At 42.4% G+C, this 2795-nt stretch carries 2 protein-coding genes; one reads left to right on the forward strand and one right to left on the reverse strand.

Annotation, left to right across the window (positions count from 1 at the left end; translation table 11 throughout):
* Window positions 1-1013: copper resistance D family protein (locus CGZ90_RS17880; RefSeq protein WP_094253903.1), on the reverse strand; the 1013-nt coding region annotated here is incomplete at its 3' end.
* Between the two features lie 332 nt (window positions 1014-1345).
* On the opposite strand from CGZ90_RS17880, the gene CGZ90_RS17885 reads away from it, so the two are divergent.
* The coding region (locus CGZ90_RS17885) for a TcaA 3rd/4th domain-containing protein (protein WP_094253904.1) at window positions 1346-2795 on the forward strand (1450 nt) is incomplete at its 3' end.

Below are 2795 nucleotides of genomic sequence, written 5' to 3' on the forward strand. Positions count from 1 at the left end.
GGCCAGGATCTATTTTTTCTGATCATGTAAAAAGCAAACATAAACCAAGCTGCCGCAAGTGCTGCCAAGCCGATGGCTGCAGGTGATGATTTCAAGAAAAGATCGGTCTGCGGCGTGACGGCCCCTTCATAAAAGAACGTGAACAGTGGTGAAGGCTTTGTCGTCTTTAACGTTTCTTCGATGGAATGAGGCGGAATCTGCTGACCCATAACTGCGGTTGCCGCGAAGATAAGAACCATGACGACGCTTTCTGCTTTTATCCACTTCAGCGGTCTGAACTCGCTGCCGTTTTTCAGCTTTCGTGCTATCCAGACACCATTGATGAGACTGTAAAAAACGACGGAGACGAGCAAGACATGTTTTATGAGCAATGCTTGTCCGTATGACAGAATCCATGAATTATAATACTCCGGAACTATGTATTTCATGAGCCATAATCCGGCACCGATGACGACTGCAAGGCATATGATCGCCAGTGGTGTAAACCATTTATAAAAAGCGGTAAACCGTTCCTCGTTTTTCGCTGACCATCCTGCAACGAGGAGGACACCTGTCCATACGGAGACTGCAAGAAAATGGAGCGTATGCGCGGCCATCCCGCCGGCATCGTTTAAGGATGCCGCATGGCTTGCGTATCCTTGAGCGGCACCTATTACCGCCATCAAGAAAAGGGATAAAACAGCAAAAAACCTGTCTTCACGCACATCATTAAACACATTAAGAAAAAAGAGCAGAAAAGAGACACCCGTTACGATCATCCATCCATGTCCGACTTCAAAAGTGGTCAAGATGCTGGAGAACGATTCATAAAAGCCGAAATCCTCACTAAGCATTAAAGCCGTCTGAACCAGCGGGCCAATTGCAAGTACCGGAACGAGTATGATGCATGCAAGGATGATATTTTTAGGAACCGATATACCTGGCCTTTTTTCAGGTGAAACAGAATACAGAACAAATGTGCCTGCCATCACGGCAAACACTACATATAACAAAGCTTTCGCGATATAGAGCATGAGCTTTCCTCCTAGCCTTTCTAACTATTATTGTAACAGACAGTGACTTAGTCGAAGAATTTTAACTTTGAACAAAGACAAACTATTTCCGTTCATTGCATGGCCCAAAGGTTGTACTAATTAACTGCAGCAAGGAATAAAATCGTAAAGATGAGAAAGGAGGACATAGTCAGTAAACGAAATGAATGTGAGGTGAGAGCTTGAGATATTGCAAGCATTGTGGAAATACCATCGGCAGCAATTCATCATTCTGTAAAAACTGCGGAATAAAAACAGTACCGACGGCAGAGCCCAATAATCAGGAATCAACCTTTTTCTGCAAAGGATGCGGGATGGAAATATTCTCATCCGAAGAGCACGTATGCGCGGAAGTCCGTCCTCTCCACATAGCAGAGATTGATCAATCTGAACAAGAACTTCCCGAAACAGCCAACCCTTTATCTATCTCCTCCTATTGCAAAATATGCGGACAGCAAGATTTCCCTGGCCATAACTGCACTCTTGTCAACATCCAACAAGAATCAAAAAGGACAAAAACCAGAAGAAAAAAACCTCTTTTTGTGTCTCTTGGTTTATTGCTTCTTATCCTTTCAGCCTGCATTGCAGGAGCTTGGTTTTATATCGAGAAGGAATCCAATCCAACTCGAGTTTCAGAGCCGTTTCTCAATGCATTAAAAGAAAATGATGCCAAAACACTTTCCAAAATCACAGTTAACTCAGTTACACATACTGCACTGACGGAATCAGAAGCAAGAACACTGTCAGAGCACCTGAAATCATCGCCCGACATTTTAAACAAAGTGTACAGAAATATTGAAAAACAAGAGAAAGCATTGCTTAAAGGGAGCCGTACAGCGCCTTTTATTTTTGAAATTAAAAGATTAAAAGAAAAAAAGTGGAAGTTTATCGATCAATATGAAATGGTCATCCATCCTGTCGCATTTTTTGTGACAGCCGACAAGGAGGCTAAGCTGTTCGTTAACGGTAACGAAGTGGCTGCAGGTGAAGATGGAAAAATGGAAGTGAAAAATGTGCTTCCTGGCATATTCGTTTTAAGAGCAGAAAAAAGCAACAGTTTCGGCTCATTTGAGACTGATCAAACAATCACTGTGTGGAGTTCGCCTGCCGATAACTTTTCCTTGGCTTTTACTGATAAATATGTAACCGTCAGCGTACCTCAAGTTGGTATGGACTTATATGTAAATGAAGAACTTTATGCAGAACAAGTGCAAGAGAAGGAAATTAAAATCGGACCTCTTCCAGAAGAAACTGAATTAACCATTCAAGGTGAAATTCATTATCCTTGGGGCAGTATCCTTTCAGAAGAAGCGACTGCTAGAGCAGATGACCGCGTTACGCTTGAATTTCCTGATCAGGAGAATGCCGTCCATAATGAAATCTTTGAAAGCATTTTCGAATTCAACCAATCCTATGTAAATGCGATCACTTACTTAGATTCAAGCTACCTTCAAAATGTGGAAGACCCAAAACGCAGTGAAACGATCAAGACTATTGAAGACCTGATGAGGCGGAATACCGTATACAGGGGCAGGATCCTTAACATGGTATTCGATGCTTCAGCGGTTACCACCACAGAAGAAAACGGGCAGTTTTTTGCAGAGGCGTCCGTTCAGGAAAATTACAGCAGCGCCTGGATGAAGGCTGATGCGGCTGAAGAGCCTGAATCCGTAAAGAAATCCTATTATTTTATTTATAAAATGCGATATTCAGAAGAAGCTCAAAACTGGATTGTTTACCAAACAATCGAAAAAAACAGCTTCG

Source organism: Fictibacillus aquaticus, from assembly GCF_002245695.1.
GTDB classification, from domain to species: domain Bacteria; phylum Bacillota; class Bacilli; order Bacillales; family Fictibacillaceae; genus Fictibacillus; species Fictibacillus aquaticus.